Source organism: Amazonocrinis nigriterrae CENA67, from assembly GCF_016056305.1.
GTDB lineage: Bacteria > Cyanobacteriota > Cyanobacteriia > Cyanobacteriales > Nostocaceae > Amazonocrinis > Amazonocrinis nigriterrae.
In genome coordinates, this window is record NZ_JAECZC010000055.1 from 34,633 (window position 1) to 58,576 (window position 23,944).

A 23,944-nucleotide genomic window follows, 5' to 3' on the forward strand; every position below is an offset into this window, starting at 1 on the left:
CAGTCAGAAGTGGCTAACAACCCATTATGTCTGAGTAAAGAAACTGTACTCGGTTCACGACCTCTAAATGACTGGAACACCTCCATCGGATGCTTGCTACCACCAAGAGCCAGTACTGTATCTCGATAGCGTCTGCCTGTAGCTTTTATCGCTTCTTCATCTTCTAATCCAGCTTCTTCAAAAGCAGCAAAAGCATCAGCGCTCAATACTTCAGCCCATTTGTAACTGTAGTAACCCGCAGCATAACCACCTGCAAAGATGTGTCCAAATGCACATAAAAAAGCATCTTGTGGTAGTGGTGACAAAACAGTAGTAGTCTGGGCAAGACGATGGCGCACATCTGCGGCAGTTTCATCACCGCCTGGACGATAGCGGTAGTGTAGTTCCAAATCAACACTGCTAAAGTGGATTTGCCGCAATGTAGCACTGCCGCTCATATAGTTGCGTGCTGCCAGCAGTTTTTGGTAATAATGCTCTGGCAGAGGTTCGCCAGTTTCATAATGCTTTGCCATGCCAAACAAAGTTGGTCGCTCATAGCACCAATTTTCCATAAACTGGCTGGGCAGTTCTACGGCATCCCACTCTACATTGTTAATACCTGCGGCCCCGATGTAGTCCACCTTGGTAAGCATATGATGCAAGCCATGACCAAATTCGTGGAATAATGTCTCTACTTCATTAAAAGTCATCAAACTGGGTTTACCATCAACTGGGGGAGTTTGGTTACACACCAAATACGCCACAGGTAAGCGGATAGCAGTCACGCCATTTTCAGTGGTTTTGCTACGATTGATGCACGTATCCATCCAAGCACCACCACGCTTTTCTGCTGGACGGCTGTAAGCATCCAAGTAAAAGTAGGCTATGGGACTACCAGTTTCATCAGCGATTTGGAAATAACGCACATCTTCGTGCCAAACTGGGGCTTGTCCATCGGCAGCAGTAACGGTGACACCAAATAACCGATTTACAAGTTTGAATAAACCATCTAAAACTTGGGGAAGGGGAAAGTAGGGACGTAATTCTTCAGCAGTGAAGGCAAATTTTTCTTCTCGTTGACGTTCCGCCCAAAAACTGATGTCCCAGTGTTGTAAATCCTCGGCTTCTGGTGCATTCTTGGAGGCTGCAAAAGCTTTGAGTGCTTCTAAATCTTTGACAGCAGTCTCATAACTAACGCTACGTAGTTCTTCTAAAAGTGCTTCTACTGCTTCCACATTCGGAGCCATTTTGCTAGCTAGGCTCAACTGGGCAAAATTCTTAAAGCCCAGTAAATCTGCAAGTTCTTGCCGTAACTCCAAAATGCGTTCAATTAACGGATTATTATCTAAGTCGCCCGATGAAGCCCGCGTAATATAAGCTTTGTAGAGCTTTTCGCGCAAATCGCGGCGGGTGCTGTGCTGCATGAAGGGGCTATAGCTGGGAAAGTCCAAAGTAATACGCCAAGGGCCATTTTCTGGTGTGGCGTTTTCTTCTCCCGCAGCACGAGCGGCTTGGGCAGCTAAACTAAGTAAGCTATCGGGTAAACCGTCGATTTCTGCTTTGGTGAAGAGAGTTAAGCTAAAAGCCTTGGTGGCATCTAATATATGGTTAGAGAATTTGGTAGAAAGTTCTGCCAACTCCATCTGAATGGCGTTGAAACGTTCCCGCGCTTCTGGTTCTAAACCAATACCGGAAAGTTCTGCATCTCGGATGGCTGCCAAGACAATTCGCTGCTGGGCTGATTCTAAAGTTGCCCAGTTATCGCTATCGCGGAGTGCCTTAAAAGCATTGTAGATGGGTTCGCTTTGGCTGAGTCTATTGACAAACTGTACTACTTGTGGCTGGACAGCTTCATATGCTTCCCGTAGTTCAGGGCTATTCTTCACACCCATTAAATGGTTCACTATGCCCCAACTCCAGTTCAGCCGTTCTGTCAGCTTGTCTAAAGGTTCTACTAAACCGCTCCAAGTAGGCTGTATATTAGCTTCCAAGGTGGTTAGTTGTTGGTCAAGTTCTGTTAATAACTGATTAAAGGCTGGTACTACTTGGTCTGGTTGAATCTCCGTAAAGGGAGGTAAGCCAGAACCTTTGAGCAAAGGATTATGAGAAATAGTGACAGTTGCACTCATGGTTTCGTGTGAATTGCGGATCAATCCGGGTGAACAATGATTTTTACTTATATATCTCTAATGTAGCGATCAAGAGCGTTTTTTTGCCCTGCCACAATGCCAAAATAGGGGAAAAAACTAGAATTACTCACCCAATGATGAATCAGGCGGGGTACACTACCCCGCCCTGCTGGTATTAAAATAATCTAATTCAAGAGTTCTAACCCAGTCTTTAGTCCAGATTTAAGGAATGTTTGATCAAGCTTTTGATATGGGGGTTGAGTCGAAATTTAATCATTTGATTAATCGCTAGTTTTTTAGCTCCAGTCACAAAATCAATACATTGAGAAGACCGACAATTACATTGAAATGGTCTATCCATTTCCCATTCTGTCGAAGGGTAAAAGAAGGTTAATTCCTCTCCTGGCGAAATATCTCTTAGAGCAATCACTTGCATTAGCAAAATATCCACAAATGTTGTTGGGGAACAAGAATGGTTCATTGCTTCTAGTAGCTGATCAAGAATATGTTCTTCTGTATTGAACTGAACAGTTAAAAAATCTGCGGATGTTTTGGATGAGTAAGGCAAGATATTATAAACTACCTCATCTTTTTTAATGTGATGTGTTGCAACTGCTGTTCTATTGAAGTTCCTTTGTCCGACAATTTTAAACAACTTGGGATTTGGTTCTAATACCAAATAGCTAGGGTCTAATAACAAAGCATTTCTTTCTGTATCCAAGTTGTTTACTCCTAATATTTGTGATTTTTAGTGTAATGGAACTGTCTAAAATGAAATATAATATGTAATATGGAGACAAAAAAACGGTAAAAACTAAGATTAGAATTATAAAATTCCTGCTTAGGAATAAGTATTTTCTCTGGTTATATCCAGAAATACCCGGTCAAAATAAATTTTGGATATTAGTTATGAACAGTTAATAGAGTGAAAACTTCTGCGATCGCTCTATGAGCGATACCTAAAAATCTGATTTCTGTCTGAAAAACCGTATTTTTTGATACTTTTTTGCAAAATTCCTTGAGAAACATCACATAATTGCTTATGCGTGCGATGATTTTGCAGACACCACGTCAACCCCTAAGTTTAGCTGAGTTGCCAGTGCCAAAACCCAATTCTCGGCAAGTACTGATTCGCGTTCATGCTTGCGCTGTCTGCCGCACAGATTTACACATAGTTGATGGCGAATTAACACACCCAAAGCTACCTCTGGTACTTGGGCATCAAATTGTAGGTACCATCGAGGAGATAGGCAACCACGTTGATAAATTTAGTGTAGGTCAACGAGTTGGTGTACCTTGGCTGGGTTACACTTGCGATCGCTGCCGCTATTGTCTCTCTGGTCGTGAAAATCTTTGCGATTACGCTGAGTTCACAGGATACAACCTTGATGGTGGCTATGCAGAGTATACCGTAGCCGACTCTCGCTTTTGCTTTCCCCTAGACCCCAGTTTTCCAGATTTGCAAGCTGCACCTTTATTGTGTGGTGGCTTAATTGGCTATCGCGCTTACAGAATGACTGGTGAAGCTGAAAAACTCGGTTTTTATGGCTTTGGTTCCGCAGCTCATATGTTAATTCAACTAGCTAATTATCAAGGGCGTGAAGTCTTTGCTTTTACTCGTTCTGGTGATATCGAAGGACAAGAATTTGCCCGTCAACTAGGTGCAACTTGGGCGGGTAACTCAGACGAGTTACCCCCGGAACCCTTGGATGCGGCGATTATTTTTGCTCCTGTAGGCAAGTTAGTACCTGCTGCTTTACGCGCAGTTGCCAAAGGTGGTGTAGTGGTTTGTGCTGGTATTCACATGAGCGATATTCCCACTTTTCCCTATGAAATTTTATGGCAAGAAAGGGTTTTGCGGTCTGTTGCTAATCTCACTCGTACCGATGGAGAAGAGTTTCTTGCCTTAGCACCGAAAGTTCCCATCCGCACCGAAGTGAATCCTTTTCCATTAACTCAAGCAAATGAAGCACTTGATGCGCTTCGTAGTGGCAAAATTACAGGAACGGCTGTTTTGGTTGTGGAATAGAGAATGGGGAATAGGGAATGGGGCATGGGGTAATGATTTTCATGCCCTCGTTATTTATATTGTGTTAACTACCAGTTACCGTAAAACCTTCTTTTTCAAACACAGTTTTGGCTTGATTTCCTGATAAAAATTGCACAAAATCCTTGGCAGCATCGATATTCTTACTGCTTTTGAGAACTGCAACGGGATAGACAACGGGAGAATGAGTTTTTTCAGATGCAGTTGCTACAATTTTAACTTTTGGCGTACTTTTGGCATCTGAGAGGTAGACAACCCCAGCATCAGCATTGCCTGATTCTACATAATTGAGAGCTTGGCGAACGTCTTTAGCGTAGACGGCTTTGCTTTTAACTTGGTCAAGAAGTTTTAATGAAGTTAAGACTTGTTGAGCATATTGTCCAGCAGGGACACTTTTGGGTTCGCCTAGAGCAATTTTCTTAACGCGTGGTGAAGTTAAATCTTTGAAGTCAGTTACAGCCGTGGAATTTTGGGGTACTATCAACACCACTTGATTTTTCAGCAAGTCCTTGCGAGTCCCATCAACTAACAAACCTTTTTGCTGTAAAGCATCTATCTGTTTAGTTGCAGCCGAAATGAAAACGTCAACTTTTGCACCCTGTTCAATCTGTTGTTGTAAAGCTCCTGACGAGCCAAAGTTGTAGCTCAGAGTCACATTTGACTTTTCTTTGCTGTAGAGAGGCTTGATCTCGTCCATTGCATCTTTGAGGCTAGCAGCTGCTGATATCGTCAAATTTACTGGCTGCGCTGTTGTCGAAGCTGTTGAAGATGGGTTAGATGTGGTTGTTTGGCTACAGCCAACAATCAGTAGAAACGAGATAAATACCCAACTCACAAAAGTCAGGATGCGTTTATTATTCATTTGCAGTCTCTCAAGCGTTTTTTATTCAATTCATAATTTACCAACCTAGTAACCTAAAAGCCAAAAAAATTGGTAAAAACAATTGCAGATTACTGCTTTGGTTTGGCTGCTAGCAAGAACCATGCCGATACTGGCTAATTTTTGTCAGGGTTTTATTACCAGAATTGTTGGAAAAAATCTTAAAACTTGGTAATAATACGTAAGGTGTTTTTTGATATCAATAATGCTTGATATCTACCACCTGACAGATGTTTACGTCAGTTGGGTAGTTTATTTGCTTGCATACTTCAATAAACACTAATTTATTTGGTAAAACATTTAAGTATTTTTCCTATATTAAGAAATAGTCAAAAAATGTATATTTTCTATCTGTAGCCATACATATTAATTGGACTACTTGTTATTATCTACATGTAAACAAAAAGACCAGGGAGAATGAGAAAATGCAAGTTAGCGCTCGTAATGCTCTTAAAGGAACTGTGAAAAACGTTGTTGTTGGCTCTGTAAATACTGAAGTTACAATAGAAGTAGCACCAGGGGTAGAGGTGACTGCAATTATTACTAAATCATCAGCAGAAAATTTAAAACTTGCTGAAGGTAAAGAAGTATATGCCGTAATCAAATCATCAGATGTCATAATCGCCGTTGACTAAATTTTTGTAAATTTAACAAAAAAGGGGCAGTTTTATTGCCCCTTTTTTAATACCCTATGGAGATAGGTCGTATTATGATTTCTTCATCCGCAACTTAACTGTTAGCAATTTCCTTCTTTGCCTGAATAAAGTTGCAAGCTGATAACTTCAATATGCAGTTGAAGAATCAAGTTTATAGCCCTGATCAATCAATGGATACGCTGTCTAGATGAACCTTTAATTCCCTTCAACATACCATCGTATAAATTAACTCTGGCTTCCAGCATACGTACAGCACCGGTTAGGACTTTTTGGAAATCATCACGAGTTTTCAAATATGGCTTAGCAGCAGCAAACCAACCATCAGCATGAACTAAATCAATTTGGCAGTGTAACTCATAAAATTTGACGATTTCACTACTCAAACCCCTTCGGTACAAGTGCTGAAGGATACGAGTATGTTGAGATGGAACTGATAGTTCTAAAGCTCCCATTCCACCAATACCATAGTGCAAACCATCAGCAAACCAGCATAGATTTACCTGGGTGTTGAAGAAGTAGTAAGTTTCAGGAGTAATATCTTTTTCAACTAACCCACCAAAATAATCTATCAGCCGCTTGAATAAGTTGGGATGTGCTTCAGCAAAATTTCCTTGTCCCAACTCATCATAGATGTTCTTAAACAGTTCTTCACGCATTTCAAATGGTGTAAAGAGACTGTAAGCAGCAATATGGGAATGGAAATTTTGAGTATATATCCAGTGATTAGACAAAAAATAACGGATATCTTTGTCTGTTAAATCGTCGTTATCAAACAGTTCAAAAAGAGGATGATTGTTAACTCTGTGTGAACGAATGTAGTCCTTGATAAACGGAATAAAAGAGTCTACATCGTTAATTTCTTCTGGTACTTGATAGTTAGGCAAGTACTGCAACTCAATTCTTTCAATTGTGTCACGTATGAGCCAATTTTTCAGAGAGCGAAGTGTTCCTAACGCATGTCCCTGCTGAAATACTTCTTGATTAATCTTGAAAAGTTTTAACTGAAGCTCCTGCCAAACATAGCTGTTTTTGTTACGAAAAGCTTCATGTGCAAAAATTTCTACTTTGCTGATGTAACTGCTGAGATTATCTAAATTACAGTCTTCTGGGAATCTAGCCAATGTGGTCGATTGTGAGAACGTCATTCAAATAGGGATACGAAACTTCAATTAACTTCATATTAGCTACTTACCGCACATTTAAGTAAATGTCCATAACTTAACAAATAACTTTGCGTTTTCTTCACATTATTGACATATAGCTTTACATTCAAATACTGATCTCTACATCTTCTTGATTGCAGAAAGGTAGAGATCTCACTCATCGTGGTTACGGGTGTATCTGTAAAGGAGATCCAAATAATAAAAGCAAGCAGCATTTCGACAATATTTTTTGCTGCATCCGAGCTATTTAGTGTTTTTACCCTTCAGGACGCGCTTTAACAAAGCTTCAAATGAATTAAATTTATTTGAAAGTGTAAAAGCTATTACATTACACATTGATTCTAAGTTTGGTTTCAATCCCGTGAACGGGTTTCATTAATTTGAAAGGCAATCTGATTTTTCATCAATTGAACAAATCAACGAGTTTCAATCCCGTTAACGGGTTTCATTAATTTGAAAGATTCACGAAAAACGTAAATTCCGTATGGTTTAGCTTTGTTTCAATCCCGTGAACGGGTTTCATTAATTTGAAAGTTGTCGAAGATACTTTTCAAAAGCAACCCTGAAATGTTTCAATCCCGTGAACGGGTTTCATTAATTTGAAAGATACATCTAGGTGGAAGACACGCGGAAGATCACGACGTTTCAATCCCGTGAACGGGTTTCATTAATTTGAAAGATGTTTGTGTTCCTGCTCCTGTTGAAACTATGTAAGGGTTTCAATCCCGTGAACGGGTTTCATTAATTTGAAAGATGAATCCAATTTCAACTAAGATTTTAGTATCAAGTTTCAATCCCGTGAACGGGTTTCATTAATTTGAAAGGTAAATTAGGTGATGAGCGTACACAGCCTATTGTCTGTTTCAATCCCGTGAACGGGTTTCATTAATTTGAAAGAATTTGGTTCATGCTCAACGGGCAAAAAATTCAAGGGTTTCAATCCCGTGAACGGGTTTCATTAATTTGAAAGCCATCGCCAAACCTAACAAGCTGTAATTCAATTTTGTTTCAATCCCGTGAACGGGTTTCATTAATTTGAAAGACGGCAACGCGGGGGTATACGCCGAAGCCCCAACCTAGTTTCAATCCCGTGAACGGGTTTCATTAATTTGAAAGTTTGCAAAGTTTCGCTAAACCCGTTCCTCCAATTCTCGTTTCAATCCCGTGAACGGGTTTCATTAATTTGAAAGTTGGCATTACAAGGTGCATTCATTGCGCCAATGGTTGGTTTCAATCCCGTGAACGGGTTTCATTAATTTGAAAGCCTGCACCCTCCCGCCACCCTGCGATTAAAACCAACGAGTTTCAATCCCGTGAACGGGTTTCATTAATTTGAAAGCTATATTTTCATTAGCAATAGATGATATAGATAGTTCAAGTTTCAATCCCGTGAACGGGTTTCATTAATTTGAAAGGCAAAGGCGGTACTACTCCCTGTGGAGATAGTTGTTGTTTCAATCCCGTGAACGGGTTTCATTAATTTGAAAGTTACTCCCCAAACTCTATCTAGTAGTTGTGATTGAGGTTTCAATCCCGTGAACGGGTTTCATTAATTTGAAAGTCAGACTGCTTCGGTAGCGAGTTACTGTGAACTGTCAAGAGTTTCAATCCCGTGAACGGGTTTCATTAATTTGAAAGGCGCGTGTTCCTTGTTGTCGGCTGGACGCAATGACCGTTTCAATCCCGTGAACGGGTTTCATTAATTTGAAAGAATCTAGCTCGTTACCGTCAAAGCATATGATCTAGTTTCAATCCCGTGAACGGGTTTCATTAATTTGAAAGCGAAATGCTTCCGTCTGTTAGTCCTTTATTCAAAAATAAAGTTTCAATCCCGTGAACGGGTTTCATTAATTTGAAAGGGGAATGTCTTTTGTAGTATCCCTTCCCATTATGCTAGTTTCAATCCCGTGAACGGGTTTCATTAATTTGAAAGGATTTGGTGATTTTTTCTGGCTGGGCTAGCGATGGAAGTTTCAATCCCGTGAACGGGTTTCATTAATTTGAAAGCTAGTGTGAATCAAGCATAAAAGCTTGGTCATATGTTTCAATCCCGTGAACGGGTTTCATTAATTTGAAAGCCGCCACGGCTAATTGTACCCTCATTACTATTGTTTCAATCCCGTGAACGGGTTTCATTAATTTGAAAGTCAAAAGATTAGAGTCAATATTAACAGATGAAAGTTTCAATCCCGTGAACGGGTTTCATTAATTTGAAAGTGTATCATCCAAGCCGAATAAACCCGTAGCTACAAGTTTCAATCCCGTGAACGGGTTTCATTAATTTGAAAGACTACAAGTGTTGAAAGCCATGCACAGTCAGCTTTGTTTCAATCCCGTGAACGGGTTTCATTAATTTGAAAGGTAACACCAAACTTATCGCGTATCTTAACGGTCGTTTCAATCCCGTGAACGGGTTTCATTAATTTGAAAGTTGAATACGGTTTTCTATTCGAGTAGCTTTATGTTTCAATCCCGTGAACGGGTTTCATTAATTTGAAAGAACGTAGTAAGCTTGACTAACGCTGTCAGGAGAAGCGTTTCAATCCCGTGAACGGGTTTCATTAATTTGAAAGTCCGCCAGCTAGAAGCTAATTATAGAGCCATTCCCCGGAGCATTTTTGGCGGGGCAAGTTTAAAAGTCCGTTTCCGGCATTTAAGAACAGGCTCTAGATTCATCTCAAAACTCTGAAACTATTGATATGTCAAGGTTCTGGCGATTTGGCGGGGGGTGGGGGGTTTTCGCCCGTGCTTTGCCCCGCCAAAAAATTCTATTAGCATCATACTGCCATCATAATATAATGGTTTCTTGCTGTCGAGGTTGCTCAGAACCGTAGGTAATAGTCTTACGTACTGCTCCAGCATCCAATACATAGATACGTACTGAATCTTCGGCAGGTTTAATCAACTTCTCAACTTGCACCTTTAGCTTAGCAAACTGCACCGCAGTTAAAAAACATTCAAACACGCTGTATTGCGTCCAAGTGCCATAACCAGAGAGCATTTTATGTAGTTTTGTTCGCCGCTTATTCGCGGCTTTAGTATCTGGCAAATCGTAAATTATGAGGTAAAACAAAGTACTCATCGCAGTGTTAAGGCTTTATAGGGAATCCCTTCTTGTAAATGTCGGCTCAATAAACGTGCTTGCAATTCGATCGCACGACGATAGCTGCAACGATAACCAAAGGTGGGATGCTTAAACTCGTCGTTCATTTTTCGTTCCCACGCTAGCAAAAACTGTTTGCGTCCAGATTCTGAAAGTCGATATGCACCTAGATTTTCGGTAAAGTCATGAGGTTTGATTTCTTTGTGGGTGATCACTGCAAGTATTAAATTATCTGCAATCAAGGGGCGAAATTCTTCCATTAAATCGAGAACCATTGCAGGTTGTCCTCTGGTTGCTTCATGCAAATAACCAACGTAGGGGTCTAAACCAGCCATATGTACCGCAGCCGTCACCTGTACTTGCAAAAGTCCATAAGCAAATCCCAATAATGCATTTACTGCATCCGTGGGAGGACGGCGATTTCTACCGTTAAATGGCCATTGTTCTTCCAGCATCACCGACCAAGCAGCAAAATATTCTCGTGCAGCTAACCCTTCAACACCACGTACTTCATCGAGGGTTGTTTGTTCTTTAACTAGTTGTTTACGGGATTTGACGGGATTGTCTTTTTGGTCGTGGCGGTATAAAACACTGTGTTGGTTGTGGATTTTTCCAGTAACAATTGTTTTGGTAATCTCCAAGCGATGAGCTTCGTTACAATAAGCAGCATACTGTGCTAGTCGCAACTGACCGTTACGGGAGTATGCGGGAAGGGCGGAACCTAAATATTTACCAAAACTAGAAAGGTAATGTACTGGCATTCCTAACTCCAAAGCATACACCAGAGCATCGCCAGTAATTTGGGGATTTCCCATTAATACGACTTGTTCGACAGTTTGGGCGGGAACCGATTTTTTTTCCCAGTTGCCATTTTCTTGTTTTAAGGCGACTTTAAAAGCTTCCGCAGCTTTACTTAAAACAGCATCAGGTTGAGTAACATAAAGAATAGACATTTTTAGACCTCAAGGCGTAATTTTTTAACTTCTTTTGGTAAGCAAATTTTCTGCAAACTGCAATCATTACACTTTTTCGGGTGGTCAATGGGTGGTGGCATTTTCTGACCAATTGCAGCCCGTGCTGATGCAATTGCTTGTTCTGTGGCTTGTCGTAATGCGGGTGTAAAATTTACACGTTCGCGGCGGCGATTAGCGTAGTAGAAAATTTCTCCGTAGGGGATAAAGCCTCCCGTGCGTTCTTCTAAACACAAGGCTGCACCACAGAGTTGAAAATGATCGTTGAGGTGGTTAGCCATACGTCCCTTCTTAAATTCCAGAGGGATTAGCTGGTTGTCTTTCTCCTCCACCGCATCGATGATACCGTTGATTAGCAGGCGATCGCACCACACCCACTGATGCCGATAAATTACCTTATCACCTTCAACATACTTACCTTCATCATCAACATTACGGTGCAAATGGCGGCCAATAATCATGTGTTCATTATCAGCATTTTCCCCAAGTTCGTACTCCAGAAAAAAACGACGCGGGCAATATTCCCAAGCATTAAGATAAGCCAAGGGAAGATAATATTGTTCGTTCATAATCTTTGAAAAAATACAAATCTTTAACTAACGACTGGTAAATACTTATTGGTTTTAGATCTCTTCGATTTGGATGGCTTTTGCAGCAGACTTACTCCCAAAGCAAGTTGTGTCTGTCCCATTCCCATAGCAGTTTTACGCCCTACCCCAGCAAAAAAAGCAAAATTTGCCAAAATAGTAGCAATTCGAGCCGCTTCCGGGCTATTAAATCGGTAACGAACCAAACCCTGCGCCCCAACTTCTGTTCCTCCTTCCATCTTGAGTGCGTAGGTTTTGAGGTCGTAGGCTGTAACTAAAGCATTCCATTCACAACTTGGCAGATGATATTGTTGAGGTGCAAAAATATTCCACCGTCGATGCAACGAATTAAACACCAATTCAGGTAAAGGAAAAGTTTGTATACTTTGATTTTGCTTGAAGCTAGTAGGTGAAAGAAAATGCATTTCGATATCATTTAAAACTTGCGCTGGGTGTGAAAGTAACCCATAATCAGCTGCACCTGCTAATTGATGCGTTCCTGGTAGCGCATACATATTCCGTAATACAAACGGAAAATCACCTAACACTAAAGATTGAGTTTCTGACTGTTCAAACCCACGCATTAAAGGTTCAATTAAACTTCCATCTAATAAACCAATACGAAAATAAAAATAATCTCCTATACGCACCCCACCCTGACGACGGTTTCCCAATAACCCGGAAATAGTCAACGGTGAATTTTGACTAGCATGGATAGTTTCCGCAATAGATGGGTTTCCAGCAGCAAACCATTTAAGTACTAAAGCGTGCAATGCACGAGATAAAGTAGGGGGTATATCTCCCACATCCGCAGCTGCCAATTCAACAACAATTGAATGTAATGTAGTAGATTTATGCTGTTGCGACGACATTTCCTGCTCCATAAAATATTACTGTTGGTAAACAAATTTGTTCTGGTAATTGTTGATGTTGTTCTGTAGTTAATGTTGATTTATACTCTTGCCAATCATCATTATTTTTAGTTACTAAATATTCACCATTTAACTGTGACTGACTGATCAAACTGGCAGGAGGCATCACAATTCGGTTATAAAGTAAGATTCGAGTACTACTTGGCAAATCTAACGGATTTAAAGGATGCAAACAAGTATAATCACCAGATTTAACTTGCATGACTTGATCTGGAATTTTGATAGCTTCTACTCTGACTTTAGCAGCCCATTTTCCTAAACGTATCCAACGTGGTATTTTGATACCTTCTGGGGCAATAATATAAGTACGATATTGACTCCCAACAGCTAATTCTTTAGCTCGTCCGTAATTAATTGGATAATTTTTCTCTGCACCTTTATCTCCAAATTGTTTTGATTTGCCATAATAGCCTACTTGAGCAGCTTTAAAGGTATTAATTTGATATGACCAGTTAATCGGTTGAGCAGGGAAAACATAAATTCCTGCCTTATTGAGATGAATCAGATTTTGTTCAGCACTTGCATCTAAATATGTTGGTTTTTGTGCCAGTTCACCTTGCAATCGATACGGTTGGGGAATATATTGAATTGCAAAAAGTGCAAAACTTAAACCCCAATTATGTAAATATTTTTCAGTTTCATAGAGAATTCCCATCTCTCGCGTGGCAAAGAAAACATTATCATGTAGCGTTAAAGTGCAGTGATATAGTACCATTGGTGTTTGTAGAAGTGTTTGAAAACAGTAGGGTGTGTTATGCCGTAGGCTAACGCACCTTGATTTGATGGTGTTGATGGTGCGTTTTATAAAACTATCACTTGCAGCAAATTAAAGCTTACTAACGCACCTTGATTTGATGGTGTTGACGGTGCGTTACGCTAAAGCGATAACACACCCTACAATTGAATTTCCGAAAGCGAGGTATAAGATAAATTACGAATTACGAATTACGAATTACTTTTACCTTTCTTTTTCAACGCACCAAAAGATTCTGCATAGGCTTTAGTTTGTCCATAGAGTGCAGTGATAGTTTCCACTAGCCTAGTTTCATCTTGATACAATGCGCCGACTTCATCTAGTAGTTCTTCCAATTCAGAACCAAAAAGCAGCTTTGTCTGACGTACAGGTTCCTCATTGAGTAAATTCTTTGTCACCGTTTCTACCTGTTGTAAAATGTCGCCAATAGGAGTGTCAACTTCACCTTTTAAAGCATCATAAAGTGCTTGAGTGTAATGCAAGTTGCTAAATATTTCACCATCACAAAATGCAATTCCTGCGATATAGTTTTTCATGGTTCCTGTGCGTGATTCTTGTGCGCCGTAACGCTTAGTACGCAGTAAGTTTCCTAGAACATAAATAAATCCTTCATAGGTTGAGTCACGCAGGGTTTCAACTGTGGGAAATGTCACTTCTGGGATAACGTGATCTAATTCATTAATACTGCTACGCATTTCTCCTGCTTCACTCATCGTTCCCCCTTCAAAAGGTGCGTTGAATGTAAAACTGCGGTGCGATTGTTCGTAAGCACTCAAAGAAAAAGCCGAGTCTGAATATACTTTGGAACGTTCTGATCCACTATCTCCGATCGCAAAACCATAGATAATACAATCAGGGCATTTTTTACAGGATTTTTCGCCGTTATATTCACAGTGTTTCTCTTTATTGGCTTCGTCGGCGGTAGTGAGGTTTAAACCACGAAGTAATTCGCGTCCAGCAAGTCTTTCTGGTGTGGTTTGTTTGCGTTTGAACATTACCAAACGGCTGATTTGTTTCTTGCTTTCATCTGTGTTTCCTAAACCAGCTTGTGTCCGCGCAGTATTGAGGATTCCATCAGTTTGGAATACTGGAAATGATTGACTGTGACGCAATAGAATGAAGTGGATATACTTTCCAGATGCTAAGCGGGGGAATGCAGATTGAAATTGGGGTTTTAAGGTTGCGAGAATACTCATGAATTTGTTCCTGATAATTTCAAGAGGTCAATAAAGAATAGTAAATTAGGATGCTTTAGCAGATTTTTCTTGCAAAGCTAACCAACGGTAGGCGAATTCTGCACCTGATTTAATGCGGTTGCGATTTTCTTGTAATAAAGCGCGATCGCCTTTATAAAGGTCAAGAAATAATTCTCGTACACAAGTTGTGATAAACGTATGAATTGCAGTTAATTCTCGTTCTTCTCTAGTGGTTATATCTGTTGATTTATCCATTATTAAAGGTCGTTTATAGACTTCTTGACGTTCTAAAGCATCTTTGATTTGACCAGAGGCTTGCAAAATCAAATCATCTACATCAACTTCTTGAGGAACTGATAAAATGATTTCCAAAGCTTTAGCTATGGGCAGTAAAATTGTGTGACTAGATTCACCTAGATTTGCTTGATAAAAGACCCGGTATTGTTGGACTAATTTTTCAATTAATTTCATGAGGTAGCTTCCTTTATTTTTTACTGAACTATCTTGTTTTACCCAGAATTGGGCATATTGCCAATAACGTTTAACCTCTTCTTGGCTAGGTATATCTCGTTTATCACGTCGTAAACCTTCTGCTGCTAAAGAAAAAATATTGAGTACATTTGTTGTCACCTCCCGCACTGTTTTAATCAAATCTCGCCACTTAGCATCTGGTGGAGAACTACGAGTATCTAAATGAAGACTGTAGGCAAATAAAAGGCGCTGCATTGCATTTTTAAAATCCTGAACTCGCAATGAATTAGACAAGCCGAGTAAATTCCAAAATGCAGCGGGTGCATCGATAATTACAGATTCATTGAAATCGCGATCGCTGTTATAAATTGGAACTGAACTACTAGTAGCTATGACCTTGACTCCTAGCAAAATAGAAAGTGATAAAGCCAAAAAACTTGGTTGTACCCACGCGTCAGTAACTGTTTTACCTCTTGTTGTTGTGTAGTTCATTGCCATAAAAGGCAAATCTTCTCTATTGTATTTATTGTCTTTAAAACGTCCTGCTGTAGCTTCATCATTTAACCAAACCACTGATTGTAAAGCACTAATATCCATGTCCTTCTCTAACCATTGCTTACGAACATCCCACAGATTTATTTGCTTCATATTGTTGACTAATAATTTAATAGCAACCGCAGTTTGTGGGGAGTATACATAAGCAGGAAACATATACAAAAATATTGGTTGCTGTTCTTCTAACTTGCCTGCTGGGACTGCCCAAAAAGCTTGTCGCAATAACATTTCTAAAGCATATATTTTGGAAATGCCACGTTTAATTTGTCTACCTCCAAGGGCATTTTTATTACTATATTGCTGTGGTTTAAATAAAACCACTGAATCCATCTGGTCTTCGGATGCAAACTCACCAGAACTCAAAGAACAAATAGGTTGTTTAGCGGCTTTTGTTTTAGCATCAGCATAAGCTGTAAATTCAGCAGCAAATGATGAATGATTACTTTCCCAACCTTTAACTTCTAGATATTGAGTTAAATAACCGTAGAAAATATCGCGGATAGGGCTAGAGTGTGATTTTATTAAATTATTTTCACTTGCCCAATTTGCTAAATTTTCCGCCCATATTTCAATACGTTCAGAAATATCTTCCGGCTTGAAAGTTGCATGATGAGCAACATAATATGCTGCTGCATGATACCATCCATAATTGACACCTCCTGCTTGTACTTGTGTTTGTTCAGGTGATATTTTTTCTTGAACTCCTAATTTATTCAGCATCCAATTGATGTATTCTGCCGAATCAGGAAAAAACTCTTTTTGAGTCAGAAAAATAAATTCAGCAATTCTATCTGCACGAATATCTGCACCTTTGTTCAAAAATTCTCGCTCAGTTTCAGTTAAAACCAATTTATCCAAACGTTTCGGTGTAGCAGGGTCTTTACTATTTGCTACTTTCACCTCAATTACTCGCGGGAGTTTCGGTATCAATTCGCTTGGAGAAAATAATTCTAAAGTTTGGGGTGCAACTTTTAAGCCCTTACCATCTCGCTTAAATCCAATATCTCCATCCAACATTTTACTTCCTAAAACTCCACTAACTTGACTCCAAATAAATTCTTGGAGTTCGTTAATATCTGGAGTTTGGCTATCTGTCGGTGCTAAATAAATGATACCTTGAGCAAAAAATAAAATTGGCTCCCAATTGAGTTTTTTAGCAAATTTCATTGTGGCATTATGAATACCATTACTTAAAATACCTATTGTGTCTAGCAAGCGATGATAAACCAAACTTTTATTGATATTTAAATACCGCAATTGTTCCCGCAGTCTTTGTCCTCTAGTTTCGGTATCAATATCTGCTGGATCGCTACAATGTACTGCAATATCACCAAAAGCAAGCAGACGACGTAGGGGAATTTCTAAACGGCGACGGTCTTTAATTTTAGGGACAGGCCAATTAGCTGGGTAAATATTTGTGCCGACTTTGTTCTGGGTATTTTGTGCTAAATAAGCAATTTCAGTTAAATATTCTTGCCATTCTGACCAAAATAAATGAAATTGTAACTTTTCCCCTAAATCACGACATACATTAAGAATTTCTTCGACTTCCCAATTTTTTGGTGTCTCTTCTCCTTGTCCATTACAATACTTGTTGTAATCGTGTAGAGTTAAACCCAAACAAAGTAGATATTTTTCAACATCTGATAACGGTTGAGCTAAATATTTACTAATATTCCAAGCTGTGAGTAAGCCATTAAGAACGTGAACTAATAAATTTTGGTCAGCACGGCTTGACCAACTTTGTGCTTTTTCTTGAGCATAGCGATCGCCTAGTTTAGATAACACTTCATAATGTGCCTCATAAGAACCACCCAAAGCTGAAATCGAAGCAAATTCTTGCTCTAGAGATGGTAACAACTTCTCAATATACAAACGCAAAATTGGGTCTGTATCTTCTGGAAGAGTTTCAATCAATAGTCTTTGAAGTAAACTAGACATCATAGTGAAAAGTCCTTTGCGCCTTTGCGCCTTTGCGTGAGACAAATTCATTTAAAAAATAGAAGATTCAAATCGCGTACTAGTAAACTTCGTCAAACGCCACTTTAAAGCTTCCAAAAGTAAAGCATCCTGATTGAATGCACAGGCGTAAGCTTGTTCACTCGCGTCAACTAAACGGTATAAACCAAACAACGGACTGAGATTAAGAGTACGGCTAACTTCCCAATGACTACTTAATTTATTTTTGTTGACTGGTACTAAAAAAGTAAGTAATCTTTTTTGCCGTAAACAAGTAATCACCTCAGATTGAGGATGTCCAATCAAGCTTAATTTATCTATCAAACAAAGTTCGCCAAATTGTAATTCACTACTTGGGCGGTTGCATTGTAAACTAATATTATCAATACGCTCGTCAACCCATTGCTGAATGCGAAGATAGACATTGATAAAATCATCGGGAAATTCTTCTTCACCTCGTCCTGAGTTATTAGCTGCATTTAAAAATGTTTCCCGGTCAATGATTTCCACTCGCGCATAGGGTAACAGTCGCAGTAAATCATAAGTGTAAAAATTATTGCCATCCCAAACCGCTGCTTGCAGCGTTGAACCTCCTCGAAAGCGTAACAATTCTTTTTGAGTTGCTTTTTCTACATCAGTTTTATGCTTTTTATACCAATAACTTTGTGCTGATTCAAAATCTTGGGAATATACGCGCTGTAAATCTTCACTCATGCGATCGCGCACCAATTGACTCACCTTTGCATTCTCTTGAGTCATCCGCCAAAACATACCCTGTGCTTGTAATACACCCCAACGCTGGCGATATTTTTCAAACTCCTTCGGTGGGTCAAATGCACAAGCGATCGCATCTGCTAAACTATCCCGCGTCACCGTTTGATTAGGACTCAGTTTTTCCTGTAATCTAGCCATCACCCAAGGAGTATGACCAGGAATCAAAATAAATGCTTTATAAGCATTAAAACCAGCATGTCTACCCAAACGTCCTAAACGCTGCGTCACCGCCGACGAATCACTACTTTCAAAAATCAACAGGTGAATCTTAAAATCCACACCCACATCAACCGCAGAAGTACCCACAACTAAAACAGGCTGTTCAGCATCTTTTAACTTACTTTGCACCTGCAATCTTTGCTGACGGTCGATGCGTCCGCTAACTTCTTTAACTTCAACTCCTGGTAATAAATCATTCAGCAAACGAGTCACTTGACCAGCTTTCGCCACCGAATTGACAATAATCAATCCCCTCGCTTTTGACTCCGCATTCAGAATTTCCTGAATGGTGGGAATCATATCTTTTAACCATGTCTGTGTGTCCGCATCTTTTGCTAATTCCACAAACTCTAATTCCACCGCTTGTAGAATTGGTCGGTATCCGAACTTTTCCTCATTTGCATAAACTCCTTCAACCGTAGCAACCTTAAAACCAGCTTTGCGTAATTGTTCAATAAAATCAGGTTTTGGCGTTGCTGAAGTAAACAAAAACCGTCTGGGACGAGATTGATTTTCTTGACTGCGACGAATAAAAGCCAAACTATTTAAAGCAGCAGTTTCTTGATGACTTCCAAAAATATGAAACTCATCAAACACCCACAAATCAGGCCATTCCGCCAATACCAACGGTAGTCTATCCATAGCATCACCTGGGTCACGGTATTGATGGTGAATAATGTAATGAAAAATATCGGGGTTGGTCAGCAAAACAGGCTTTTGTTGAATCGCTAGCAGCAGTTCTTGAAACTTGTTACTTTTAATTGCTTGCTTAACCCGTCTGCTTAATTCCGCACCGTATAGACGGTCTACTCGTTGAGACGCATCTAAACCAAACAGTTTATTGTAGTGATTTTGTTGTTCGCCTTGGTCTTCCACCAGTTCAATTGTGGGATACAACCCCATAATCCGAAACTCAGGATTAATTAGCCCTGGTAAGTTTGCACCCAACGTCTTACCATCACCAGTTGCAGCTTGATTACAGATAATATCTGCATCACCATGTATAATTTCTTTATAAGTCTTCGCTTGGTGTGATGATAGAGGACAGGCACATCCTGGAGGTGCTTGCAGTTTGGGAGCCTTCTGAGTGACAATACATTCAGACGTACACCCAAGCGGACAGTTCTCAACTCCTGGGTTGAGTTGAGAGTAAAGAGGTTGTAAAAAAAGCTTCACTTGATTAACCCTGTATTACTTGAACACAGTTTATTACCTGTTTTTGAAACTTTAGAGTCAAAATTTGATATCAACTGATATTTGTTGAAGCTGTTGATATCAAATAACTGATATTGTTGAATGACAGAGCTAGCCAGCAATTAACATTTAATTGCTGGCGTATTCTGTTACTCAGCACACAGTGAGGATTATCTGAAATCTTGCACCAGTCCTAAAAACCGCCATAGGTTAGTCAGTAGGGTGTGTTGTCGCGCAGCGCAACGCACCATCATTGATTTTCGGTGCGTTAGGACTAACGTCCATAACGCACCCTACCATTTAAACCCTATCAATTTTTAGATTTCAATCCACTTCAGTGGACTTAAGCTATTAGCCAAGAAATTTATTTCTTGGCGGGAAATAAAGCAGGTGCAATATCCGAGTTACAAAAACGCTGCCTTTTTTTAGTTTTGAGACTGTTGCAATATTGCAAACCTAAAACTAAGGCTTTCATTCAGATGAATAGCATTTTCCGCAAACTTCTTTTTGAAGGAGTTCAAATCTAGCTTTTGTGTAAAAAAGGAGGAGTCAAACTGTTTTCCTCCCTATACACTCTGGAAGCAGTTACAGAAACTTGCCTCCAACCAGATTCTCGCATTCGGTTAAGGCTCCCTGTTGCTGTTGATTGTTCAAGCAATAAATCGTAACTTTGCTCAACGTTAAGATGCAAAGTTTCTGAAACAGTTGTATAATGACGAAACATTGTATTTTTTCCTTTTTTAAGGTCAAAGAATTTCGAGGCAAATACTGCTTTTTGCCTTTAAAAGTAAAAGTTTTAACTATCCTCCGTGGAATTGGCGTTCCTACGGAGGTTTTTACTCTTGATTAAATTTTTACCACGTCCGCCACAGAAAAGCAAGAACCTAGTTGATAATATGTACTGTTACCCGAAAATTGATCATATGTACAGTCACCAAAGTTTTACTTTAATCAAAGTAATGTAATGATATTGTTTTAGTAGGAAAGGCAGTTTTGTTTAATATAATGAGTTCCTGCAAGCGGGATTGAAACACTGTCCATTTGATCAACTAGCCTTTCCCAAGCATCAACTAACTAGAAGTTCTGAGGGACAGCAAGATAAACTCATATCGTAGACTATGCCCTCTAATCCAAGCAAAGATTACAATCAAATCGCTTTTGCCTTAGAAATCCTCAGACTTTTAGCCGAAAAACCACGGCGACGCGAAGAACTGACAGATTTTCTCTCAATCTTTGTTGAACAGCATGGTAAATCTGCTGACACTGCTGATATCAAGCAAAAAGTTACCCGCACGATTCGCAAACTTAGAGACTGCGGTATCGAAATTCAAAGCACTACTCACAGTCCTTACAAACTAGTTGAGTCCAATTTTCCCCTGCTGCTGTCAACCCAACAGCGAGAAGCCCTTGCAACAGCTGCATATTTTTTGGCTGATATGGGTTTCTCGGCGCAAGCAAGCCACATTCAACGCATTGGTAACTTAACAGAAGCCGACATACCGGCATCTATCAAACTTGATTTTAGCCCCCCCGTTGACTATAGCGAGAAAAAAGTAGATATCATCGTTCGCCAACTGCAAGAACGTTTTGAGCAACAATGCCGCTACACTATTCGCTATGAAAGTAAACCAGGTGAAGGACGCATCTGGGATATTGACCGTTCGGAACTACGACTACATGAAGGTGTTCTCTACCTATTTGCATTTATCCCTGACTGGCGTTCTTGGCGGTTTGACTATTGGCACAATATTGACCAAAATCATATCTTTCGCCTCGATAAAATCGCCAGTGTTGGTGCTGCATCGGATACTCGTTGGGTATCCTGCGACTTTCCCACATTGAAAGTACGATATCGCATGAGCGGACAACTAGCCAACTACAATCCTCGACGAAAAGATGAAGTGGTTATTTACAGCGACCCAGAAGGAAAATTTCGTGAGATTGAAGCCACAATAGATTATTGGTTTTGGTTTCGCCAGCGCATCTTAAAATATGGGTCAAATGTTGAAATTTTGAGTCCGCAAAAGTTGGTTGAGGAAATTAAAAAAGAATATCACAAGATATGGGAAAAATTTTTAGCAAAAGAAAACAGTAACAATCATAGTTCAACTTGATATAGTGTCATACAAATTCGTAATTCGTAATTCGTAATTCGTAAGTGGTAGCCTGCGGGTTATGCGAAGCAGTACGTGTCTACGATTTTACGTTAATACTGCGTAATATCACGTTCGCTGGATTACTTATAATTCGGAGTATGTGTGTGCAAAAACCTTAAAATACTCGCCCCTGCACCCCTTCACCCCTAATCCCCAACGCCACTTGCTCCACTTGGGGAGACCCCAAGACCGCAGTGGCTCCTCCCTTTCGGTCGTGGGGGCCCCGAGTTCCCCTGCTCCCTTGCAGTCTTAATGATAAGTCTTTAACCGGACATGATATAAGTCCTGCCTATGTAACACTAAGGTGCTAAAATTACTCAACAGTTATTTAGTTAATCAAGGAAATATATTGTAATGACCTCTATCCTCCATCCCTTGCGGATTGGCAAACACATTGTCCGCTATCCCATTGTGCAAGGTGCAATGGCAGTAGGGGTATCTGGGGCAAAGCTTGCTGGAGCGGTCGCCAACGCGGGTGGAGTAGGTGTGATAGCTTCACTAGGACTGGGGTTGCATTCTCCTAACTTTCACCAACGCAAACGAGGCAGCTTTTTTGAAGCTAATCGACTTGCTTTGATAGATGAACTCACCAAAGCCCGCACCATTAGTCCAGATGGAGCGATCGCAGTCAATATTCTAGTTGCTACCAAAAATTATCCTGTATTAGCTCAAACAGCTGCTGCCCAAGGAGCAAATCTGATCATTACTGGAGCCGGATTACCTCTGACTTTACCACAATACACCGCAGACTATCCTGATGTGGCATTGGTGCCAAGCATATCCAACTTACTCTCAGCTCAATTAATCTGCCAAACTTGGCAACGTGAATATAATCGACTACCCGATGCCTTGATTGTGGAAAATTGTCAACTAGTAGGAGGGCATTTCACCCAGTGCGAACATGTGAACTCTCCAGGATTCTCCATTGAATCTTTGATTTTTCAGTTGCGGGAGTATTTAAAGCAACAGCTGGGTGTGATGATTCCGTTAATTGTAACAGGAGGAATTAGCGATCGCACCGATATTGATCGCATATTGGCAATAGGAGCAGATGGTGTACAAATCGGCACTCGCTTCATGACCACAGAAGAAGGCGATGCCGAGCAACGCTATAAAGACTACCATCTCCAAGCCTGTGCAGAAGATATTGTGACTGTGCCCAGTCCTGTAGGTAAACCCAGTCGTGCTTTACGTAATTCCTTTGCAGAACAGGCAATGATTGACTCATCAACAATCCTGGAACGGCGATGTATAGCCAATTGTTTAGAAACCTGTTTGTGTCGAGACACCGGCAAAACTTATTGCCTTCTGCAAGCACTGGCTAAGGCTACCCGTGGGGACGTAGAACATGGTCTAATTTTCTCTGGAGCTAATGTTAGGTACACTGAATCCCCACATGGTAATACACTGTAGTGTGGTATTACGGGTTGCGATCGCAATCCCCAATAAGTTCATAATTTAGATTTCGCAATTCAAAATAGGCTTTGAGAAAAGAGGCAACCTTGTCTTGGGGATGATTATCGTCATCTAGTAGCAGTTCCTTCTCATCATCACTCCAGTAGGGGTCAAGTTTTACCGCTTCCAAAACTTGACCCAGAATGCATAACTCTATCTCATCGCCGGTGATACTAAAACCATTTGAATTTCCTCAAATCTCAAATCTTGCACCTGGAAATGTGAATGTCAAAACCAGAACTACGTGTAAGATGAGCAAGACGTTCAATCTCAAGTAAAATAAGATACATAACTATTTGTGGAAAAATAGATTCAAGGGCTATTTGTGCCGCTTGCCCCCAATCAGGTGGCGATGCAGACTTTATATGGAGATAAGTCCAATGAGCAATGAGGTAGGCAGTTAAAGAAAGAATTAGCCAGCGATACATCCCCTTGAGAGTGCCTTGCCCAAAACGGTGCAAGCCAAAACGATGCTTTGCAGTTTTAAACCATCCCTCAAGTTGACCAAGGATTGATATTTAAAAATCGGCTGATTGCACTTGGGGATTTTGTTTGACTGTGTTCGGGTAATGGGTGTCCTTGTGCCTCTAAGAATAACGCTCTTCTTCGCTTCTAGGTTATCTTTTTGGTACTGCGTCGGCATCAGTTCTTTGAGGGTGTACACGCTCATCTTGGGCGTGGGCAAGCATTTTCTTAGTGCTTTGTTTAATCAGATATTTCACGCCTTTTCTCTCATGTTTTCAGTCTCAAATGCAAATCTGACG

18 protein-coding genes and 1 CRISPR repeat array are annotated in these 23,944 nt (G+C 40.2%); of the genes, 4 read left to right on the forward strand and 14 right to left on the reverse strand.

Features of this window, described 5'->3' with window-relative positions:
• Together I8748_RS22435 and I8748_RS22440 are read right to left on the reverse strand one after the other, a co-directional pair.
• Positions 1–2,108, reverse strand: a 2,108-nt coding sequence (locus tag I8748_RS22435) for a M3 family metallopeptidase (RefSeq protein ID WP_198126760.1), incomplete at its 3' end; no start/stop codon positions are given.
• Between the two features lie 211 nt (positions 2,109–2,319).
• Positions 2,320–2,829 carry an SET domain-containing protein-lysine N-methyltransferase gene (locus tag I8748_RS22440; RefSeq protein ID WP_225896516.1) on the reverse strand — a complete coding sequence of 170 codons (510 nt, stop codon included), beginning with the start codon at positions 2,827–2,829 and terminating at the stop codon, positions 2,320–2,322.
• A gap of 321 nt (positions 2,830–3,150) precedes the next feature.
• On the opposite strand from I8748_RS22440, the gene I8748_RS22445 reads away from it, so the two are divergent.
• A complete protein-coding gene (locus I8748_RS22445) occupies positions 3,151–4,137 on the forward strand; it encodes a zinc-dependent alcohol dehydrogenase family protein (RefSeq protein WP_198126761.1) in 987 nt (328 codons plus the stop codon).
• A 64-nt stretch (positions 4,138–4,201) separates the two neighbouring features.
• Here the strand turns inward: I8748_RS22445 and modA are convergent, their stop codons facing one another.
• Positions 4,202–5,017: a molybdate ABC transporter substrate-binding protein gene (modA, locus tag I8748_RS22450; RefSeq protein ID WP_198126762.1), complete on the reverse strand. Its 816-nt coding sequence runs from the start codon at positions 5,015–5,017 to the stop codon at positions 4,202–4,204.
• Positions 5,018–5,460: 443 nt separating this feature from the next.
• Between modA and I8748_RS22455 the strand changes: the two genes are divergently transcribed.
• Complete coding sequence (locus tag I8748_RS22455; protein WP_198126763.1) at positions 5,461–5,670, forward strand: TOBE domain-containing protein; 210 nt, start codon at positions 5,461–5,463, stop codon at positions 5,668–5,670.
• 188 nt (positions 5,671–5,858) lie between these two features.
• On the opposite strand, the gene I8748_RS22460 is transcribed toward I8748_RS22455, so the two are convergent.
• The 10 genes from I8748_RS22460 to I8748_RS22505 all read right to left on the reverse strand — a co-directional run bounded on the left by I8748_RS22460 (position 5,859) and on the right by I8748_RS22505 (position 20,293).
• Positions 5,859–6,836, reverse strand: a complete 978-nt coding sequence (locus I8748_RS22460; RefSeq protein WP_198126764.1) for an iron-containing redox enzyme family protein — start codon at positions 6,834–6,836, stop codon at positions 5,859–5,861.
• 368 nt (positions 6,837–7,204) lie between these two features.
• A CRISPR array of direct repeats spans positions 7,205–9,427; the repeat unit is 37 nt; unit sequence GTTTCAATCCCGTGAACGGGTTTCATTAATTTGAAAG.
• 215 nt (positions 9,428–9,642) lie between these two features.
• Complete coding sequence (cas2, locus tag I8748_RS22465) at positions 9,643–9,936, reverse strand: CRISPR-associated endonuclease Cas2 (RefSeq protein WP_198126765.1); 294 nt, start codon at positions 9,934–9,936, stop codon at positions 9,643–9,645.
• Complete coding sequence (gene cas1d / locus I8748_RS22470; protein ID WP_198126766.1) at positions 9,933–10,910, reverse strand: type I-D CRISPR-associated endonuclease Cas1d; 978 nt, start codon at positions 10,908–10,910, stop codon at positions 9,933–9,935. Before cas1d ends, cas2 begins: the two co-directional genes overlap by 4 nt.
• A gap of 2 nt (positions 10,911–10,912) precedes the next feature.
• Positions 10,913–11,497 (reverse strand): CRISPR-associated protein Cas4, encoded by a 585-nt coding sequence (gene cas4, locus I8748_RS22475; protein ID WP_198126767.1) that lies wholly within the window; start codon positions 11,495–11,497, stop codon positions 10,913–10,915.
• 23 nt (positions 11,498–11,520) lie between these two features.
• Entirely contained in the window at positions 11,521–12,387 is an 867-nt protein-coding gene (cas6, locus tag I8748_RS22480) for a CRISPR system precrRNA processing endoribonuclease RAMP protein Cas6 (RefSeq protein WP_198126768.1), read from the reverse strand.
• Positions 12,368–13,162, reverse strand: a complete 795-nt coding sequence (cas5d, locus tag I8748_RS22485) for a type I-D CRISPR-associated protein Cas5/Csc1 (protein ID WP_198126769.1) — start codon at positions 13,160–13,162, stop codon at positions 12,368–12,370. The genes cas6 and cas5d overlap by 20 nt, the downstream gene beginning before the upstream one ends.
• Positions 13,163–13,392: 230 nt before the next feature.
• Positions 13,393–14,397, reverse strand: coding sequence for a type I-D CRISPR-associated protein Cas7/Csc2 (cas7d, locus tag I8748_RS22490; protein WP_198126770.1), 1,005 nt, complete (start codon positions 14,395–14,397; stop codon positions 13,393–13,395).
• A 45-nt stretch (positions 14,398–14,442) separates the two neighbouring features.
• Positions 14,443–17,367, reverse strand: coding sequence for a type I-D CRISPR-associated protein Cas10d/Csc3 (cas10d, locus tag I8748_RS22495; protein ID WP_225896517.1), 2,925 nt, complete (start codon positions 17,365–17,367; stop codon positions 14,443–14,445).
• A 48-nt stretch (positions 17,368–17,415) separates the two neighbouring features.
• Entirely contained in the window at positions 17,416–19,551 is a 2,136-nt protein-coding gene (cas3, locus tag I8748_RS22500; RefSeq protein WP_198126771.1) for a type I-D CRISPR-associated helicase Cas3', read from the reverse strand.
• Between the two features lie 541 nt (positions 19,552–20,092).
• Positions 20,093–20,293 carry a hypothetical protein gene (locus tag I8748_RS22505; protein ID WP_198126772.1) on the reverse strand — a complete coding sequence of 67 codons (201 nt, stop codon included), beginning with the start codon at positions 20,291–20,293 and terminating at the stop codon, positions 20,093–20,095.
• A 394-nt stretch (positions 20,294–20,687) separates the two neighbouring features.
• On the opposite strand from I8748_RS22505, the gene I8748_RS22510 reads away from it, so the two are divergent.
• The gene (locus I8748_RS22510) at positions 20,688–21,683 is read left to right on the forward strand and encodes a helix-turn-helix transcriptional regulator (RefSeq protein ID WP_198126773.1); all 996 of its coding nucleotides are present in this window, start codon (positions 20,688–20,690) and stop codon (positions 21,681–21,683) included.
• A gap of 396 nt (positions 21,684–22,079) precedes the next feature.
• Positions 22,080–23,138 carry an NAD(P)H-dependent flavin oxidoreductase gene (locus tag I8748_RS22515; protein WP_198126774.1) on the forward strand — a complete coding sequence of 353 codons (1,059 nt, stop codon included), beginning with the start codon at positions 22,080–22,082 and terminating at the stop codon, positions 23,136–23,138.
• A 7-nt stretch (positions 23,139–23,145) separates the two neighbouring features.
• On the opposite strand, the gene I8748_RS22520 is transcribed toward I8748_RS22515, so the two are convergent.
• Positions 23,146–23,310 (reverse strand): hypothetical protein, encoded by a 165-nt coding sequence (locus tag I8748_RS22520; RefSeq protein ID WP_198126775.1) that lies wholly within the window; start codon positions 23,308–23,310, stop codon positions 23,146–23,148.
• Positions 23,311–23,944 lie beyond the last annotated feature (634 nt).

Excerpts from the sequence above, each read along its gene's own strand:
- I8748_RS22445 (WP_198126761.1), top strand. The coding sequence starts at position 3,151 with ATGCGTGCGATGATTTTGCAGACACCACGTCAACCCCTAAGTTTAGCT.
- I8748_RS22505 (WP_198126772.1), bottom strand. The coding sequence starts at position 20,293 with ATGTTTCGTCATTATACAACTGTTTCAGAAACTTTGCATCTTAACGTT.
- I8748_RS22510 (WP_198126773.1), top strand. The coding sequence starts at position 20,688 with ATGCCCTCTAATCCAAGCAAAGATTACAATCAAATCGCTTTTGCCTTA.
- cas5d (WP_198126769.1), bottom strand. The coding sequence starts at position 13,162 with ATGGTACTATATCACTGCACTTTAACGCTACATGATAATGTTTTCTTT.
- cas1d (WP_198126766.1), bottom strand. The coding sequence starts at position 10,910 with ATGTCTATTCTTTATGTTACTCAACCTGATGCTGTTTTAAGTAAAGCT.
- I8748_RS22460 (WP_198126764.1), bottom strand. The coding sequence starts at position 6,836 with ATGACGTTCTCACAATCGACCACATTGGCTAGATTCCCAGAAGACTGT.
- I8748_RS22515 (WP_198126774.1), top strand. The coding sequence starts at position 22,080 with ATGACCTCTATCCTCCATCCCTTGCGGATTGGCAAACACATTGTCCGC.
- cas2 (WP_198126765.1), bottom strand. The coding sequence starts at position 9,936 with ATGAGTACTTTGTTTTACCTCATAATTTACGATTTGCCAGATACTAAA.
- I8748_RS22455 (WP_198126763.1), top strand. The coding sequence starts at position 5,461 with ATGCAAGTTAGCGCTCGTAATGCTCTTAAAGGAACTGTGAAAAACGTT.
- cas6 (WP_198126768.1), bottom strand. The coding sequence starts at position 12,387 with ATGTCGTCGCAACAGCATAAATCTACTACATTACATTCAATTGTTGTT.
- cas7d (WP_198126770.1), bottom strand. The coding sequence starts at position 14,397 with ATGAGTATTCTCGCAACCTTAAAACCCCAATTTCAATCTGCATTCCCC.
- cas4 (WP_198126767.1), bottom strand. The coding sequence starts at position 11,497 with ATGAACGAACAATATTATCTTCCCTTGGCTTATCTTAATGCTTGGGAA.
- cas10d (WP_225896517.1), bottom strand. The coding sequence starts at position 17,367 with ATGATGTCTAGTTTACTTCAAAGACTATTGATTGAAACTCTTCCAGAA.
- modA (WP_198126762.1), bottom strand. The coding sequence starts at position 5,017 with ATGAATAATAAACGCATCCTGACTTTTGTGAGTTGGGTATTTATCTCG.